Below are 4,716 nucleotides of genomic sequence, written 5' to 3' on the forward strand. Positions count from 1 at the left end.
TTCCTGCCGCGCTGAACGTCTTCCGCAGGCGATCACGGCAGCCGACGCCTCGACGGGTCCGCACGCTCAGACGTGGTGATCCGTGCGATGCGCGAGCACCGTCAGCTCGACCCTGCTCCGCACGTCCAGCTTGACGAAGACCCGACCGAGGTGCACCTCCACGGTGCGTACCGAGACACGCAGCGCCTCCGCGATCTCGCGGTTCGCGGCTCCTCGGACGGCGCGCATCGCGACCTCCAGTTCGCGCGCCGTGAGCCGGAGCGCCCAGGCCGAACGGCACGCGGAGAGAGCCTCCGCCACGGGGAGGATGCTTCCTTCCCTGGCATCGAGGCGATCCAGCCTGTTCCGGATGGCTCTGGCCCAGGCGGTTGCGCCGGAGATCTCGAACAGCCGCTCCGCGTACTGGAGGTGGATCCTCGCTGACGCGTGATCGTCACGGATCGCCTGCTGCGTCCCGAGCATCATCTCCACCCGCGCCCTCGCGAACGGCGAAATGAGAGTACGCGCGATCTCGCTCACCTCTTCGCTCTCCGAGGGCCACCGCCCGTCCCCCGCTGTCGCGATGCGTATCCGCAGCTCCTGCGCGAGGGCGATCTCGGGAGGCTCGACCGCCGCGGTCCTGACGCTCTCCTGACCCACGAACGCCATCTCCTCCAGCCCCGGCACCACCAACGTCGGCTGCGGTGCGCCGCGATCGGACCAGAGCCGGAACGTCGCGGCAGCCTCATCGAACGAACCGGCGAGGAACGAGCGGATGCCGCGGTCCACGAGCAGATCGACCTTCACTCCCACGGGGAGGGCCGCCGTGAGCGAACGGGCGAAAGGCCCGAGCTCACCGAGCACGGCCACGTCGAGGCGCCGGGCGAGGACCACGCCGAGGCCGGCGAACGGCATCGCGATCGGAAGCCGGAGAGCCGATTGCATCAGTCGGTCGCGCGCAAGCCCGATGTCGCCCCGCCAGACCAGCAGCAGCACCTCGATGACCGCGCGATAGGCCTGGATGACCGGGCTGTTCTCGTACCCAGGGACGAGAGGATCGGGGCCGACGGACAGGACCGATCCATCGGTCGACAGCAGGCGGAGCGCACGATCGATGTCTCCGTCCGTCGCGGCGCGCAGTGCGCGGAGCATGCCCCCGCTCGCCGGACCGGCTCCACTCACGGCGTCGCCGCCGCGATCGCCCACGATGAGCCAGCACAACGCGACGGCGGGATCGCGGAGCTCATCGCCTGCATCCGCGCGGGCGGCCCCGTCTCGCAGGACATCGAGCCAGGTGCGCATCCCGATCCGGTCGCCGCGCTCGGCGCACAGGACGGCCGCGAGAGCAGCAGCCCTGGTCCAGTGGCGCCAGTCCTCCTGATCGAGCGTTCTCGACCGCAGCGTGGTCGGATCGACGGCGGGTACTGCGCCCTGCACGAACGTCCGAGCGACGATGAGCGCGCCGAGGCCGGCGATCCGATGATGCGTGCTTCCGCGCGGATAGAGACCTCCCAGCCATGCTGCGGCCTCCGCAGCGAGTCCGGCGCTCAGGGCCGAGGCGCCGGCGACGAGACATGCCTCGTCCTTGGCATCGCCCACGGCGTGTCTATGCGCCTCGGTCGCGAGCAGCAGCGCACGGTCGGGTTGTCCGGCCTCGGAGAGCCGCCGGGCGAGCCGCGTGAGTCCAGGTGCGGTGGACGGGGCTCCCTCGAGTGAAGCCCGCGCCTGGTGCCAGTCCGCACTCGCGCGTTCGCCCCGAGCACGGAAGAGCGCGCTCAACCGCTGGTGAACCGCCGCAGTCCTGGCCGCGCAGGTCGTCGCCTGCACCCAGACGGACAGTCTCGCATCGACGAGCCGTGCGCGACCGGCGTGCACGAGCACGTGATCTGCGACAGATGCATCGGCCAGTTCGGTCGCCGTTCGTCCGTCGAAGGCGAGGAGGAGACCGAGAGCGTCGTCCAGGCGCACCGCGAGCGCGAGCAGCAGCTCACGATCACGTTCGTCGAGTTCCAGGTCGGCGAACCGGAGCGCGATGGCCGGCACCAGTGGGAGCGGCGTCGGCAACGAGTGCAGCCCGTGACGTTGAGCCGGTGTCAGACGCTGGACCAGCTCGCGAATCGTCGGCACGTCGCCATCGACGGCGTCGGACAGACGCGCGAGAACGTGCGGAGCGCATCCGAGATCCTGCTCGAGGAGATCCGTGAGGAGAAGTCCGGCCGCGGCGGGCGCGACGAACGGCCCCCCAGTCGTGTCCGTACCCTCGATGCGCCGATCCCCCTCAGCTTCGCGGGATCGGGTCCCGCGGAGCCGAGCGTATCAAACGGCTCTCACTCCGAGTCGTCTTCCGTGCGGTAGGGGTCGGCGTCGCCGGCGTGCGAAGCCGAAGAAGCCAGCTTCGCGACATCCGCATCTCGCTGCTGCGCCTCGCGGAGCAACGCACCGATGTGGTCGGCGTTCTCCGGCAGCGCGTCCGGGATGAACTCGAGCGTCGGCACGAGTCGTGTGCTCAGCTGTCGTCCGACCTCGCTGCGCAGCATGCCGGTCGCGGAGGTCAACGCGGCTCCGCTGGAGATGCGCTCCTCCTCCGTGCCGAGAACCGTGTAGAACACGGACGCGTGCTGGAGGTCTCCGCTCACACGGACGTCGGTGATGGTGACGAAGCCGAGGCGTGGATCGCGCAGCCCTTTCTCCAGCCTCTCTGCGAGGATCACGCGGATTCGATCCGCAAGTCGGGCCTGTCGTTCGCCTGCCATTGTTCTCTCCCTGTCCAGGAACCCTCAGGGCGTCCCCCGTCTCCCACGATCCGGAAGGAACGGGGAGACGGGGAACGCCCGAGAGTGTTTCGAATAGATCAGCCGCGAGGCTTCTCGATGAGCTCGGTCGTCTCGATCTCGTCACCGATCTGGATGTCGTTGTACTTCCCGAGTCCGATACCGGCCTCGTAGTCCGTACGGACCTCGGTGACATCGTCCTTGAAGCGACGCAGCGACTCGATGGCGAGACCATCGGCGATGACGACGCCGTCGCGGATGACGCGAGCCTTGGCGTTGCGGGTGATCGTTCCCGATCGCACGATGACACCGGCGATGTTGCCGAACTTCGAGGAGCGGAACACCTCGCGGATCTCGGCGACACCCGACTGGACCTCTTCGTACTCCGGCTTGAGCATGCCCTTGAGCGAGCTCTCGATCTCGTCGATCGCGTTGTAGATGACGGAGTAGAAGCGGATGTCCACGCCTTCACGAGCGGCGCGCTCGCGCGCCTTCGTGTCCGGGCGGACGTTGAAGCCCACGATGATCGCGTTGTCGATCGTCGCCAGGTTCACGTCGGACTCGGTGATCGCGCCGACACCGCGGTGGATGATGCGCAGCTGCACCGAGTCGTCGACCTCGATCTTGAGCAGCGACTCCTCGAGTGCCTCGACGGCACCGGAGACGTCACCCTTGATGATGAGGTTGAGAGATTCGACCTTGCCCTCTTCGAGAGCACGGGTGAAGTCCTCGAGCGAGATGCGCTTGCGGGCCTTGGCCAGCTGGGCGTTGCGCTCGACCGCTTCACGCTTCTCAGCGATCTGACGGGCCATGCGGTCTTCCTCGGTGACGATGAAGACGTCGCCGGCGCGCGGTACGGAGTTCAGACCCTGCACCTGGACCGGACGCGACGGGTAGGCCTCGAGGACCTGCTCGCCGTTCTCGTCGGCCATCGCACGCACACGGCCGTAGGCCGTACCCGCGACGATCGCGTCGCCGACCCGGAGCGTTCCGGACTGGATGAGCACCGTGGCGACCGAACCGCGACCCTTGTCGAGCTTCGCCTCGATGGCGACACCGCGAGCGGCCTTGTTCGGGTTCGCGGTCAGGTCGAGGCCGGCATCCGCCGTGAGCAGCACGGCATCCAGGAGATCCTGGATACCCGTGTTCGCCCGAGCGGAGACGTCGACGAACATGACGTCGCCACCGAACTCCTCGGCGACGAGACCATACTCGGTCAGCTGCTGACGCACCTTCGAGGGGTTGGCGTCGGGCTTGTCGACCTTGTTCACCGCGACCACGATCGGCACGTTCGCCGCCTGTGCGTGGTTCAGCGCCTCGACCGTCTGCGGCATGATGCCGTCGTCGGCTGCGACCACGAGGATCGCGAGGTCGGTGACCTGCGCACCACGGGCACGCATGGCGGTGAACGCCTCGTGACCCGGGGTGTCGATGAACGTGATGGCTCGCTCGATGCCCTCGTGCTCGGTCCAGACCTGGTAGGCACCGATGTGCTGGGTGATGCCGCCGGCTTCTCCCTCGATGACGTTGGTCTGACGGATCGCGTCGAGCAGTCGCGTCTTACCGTGGTCGACGTGACCCATGACGGTGACGACGGGAGGACGGATCTCGAGGTCTTCCTCGCTCTCCGCCTCCAGCTCGGCCTCGAGGTCGAGACCGAAGCCCTCGAGGAGCTCCTTGTCCTCGTCCTCGGGCGAGACCATCTGGATCTTGTAACCGAGCTCCTCGCCCAGCACCTCGAACGTCGCCTCGTCCAGCGACTCGGTGGCCGTGGCCATCTCGCCGAGGTTGAAGAGGATCGTCACGAGGGTTCCGGGCTGCACCGTGTAGCCGGTCAGCGTCTCGATCTTGTCGGCGAAGTCCGCGATCGATGCGCCGCGACGCATGCGGATGATCTCTCCGTTGCCGCGGGTGACGTTGACGCCACCGACGACCGGAGCACTCCGCATCTCGAACTCTTGCCGCT

3 protein-coding genes are annotated in these 4,716 nt (G+C 67.9%); all 3 read right to left on the reverse strand.

What is annotated here, in order from left to right:
- Nucleotides 1-66: 66 nt before the first annotated feature.
- A complete protein-coding gene (locus tag DSP71_RS18650) occupies nucleotides 67-2,106 on the reverse strand; it encodes a helix-turn-helix transcriptional regulator (protein ID WP_147251394.1) in 2,040 nt (679 codons plus the stop codon).
- Nucleotides 2,107-2,306: 200 nt separating this feature from the next.
- A complete protein-coding gene (gene rbfA / locus DSP71_RS18660; protein WP_046748269.1) occupies nucleotides 2,307-2,732 on the reverse strand; it encodes a 30S ribosome-binding factor RbfA in 426 nt (141 codons plus the stop codon).
- Nucleotides 2,733-2,830: 98 nt separating this feature from the next.
- On the reverse strand, nucleotides 2,831-4,716 hold a 1,886-nt coding region (gene infB, locus DSP71_RS18665; RefSeq protein ID WP_113681792.1), incomplete at its 5' end, for a translation initiation factor IF-2.

This window comes from Microbacterium sp. H6 (assembly GCF_003314775.1).
Taxonomy (GTDB): domain Bacteria; phylum Actinomycetota; class Actinomycetes; order Actinomycetales; family Microbacteriaceae; genus Microbacterium; species Microbacterium oxydans.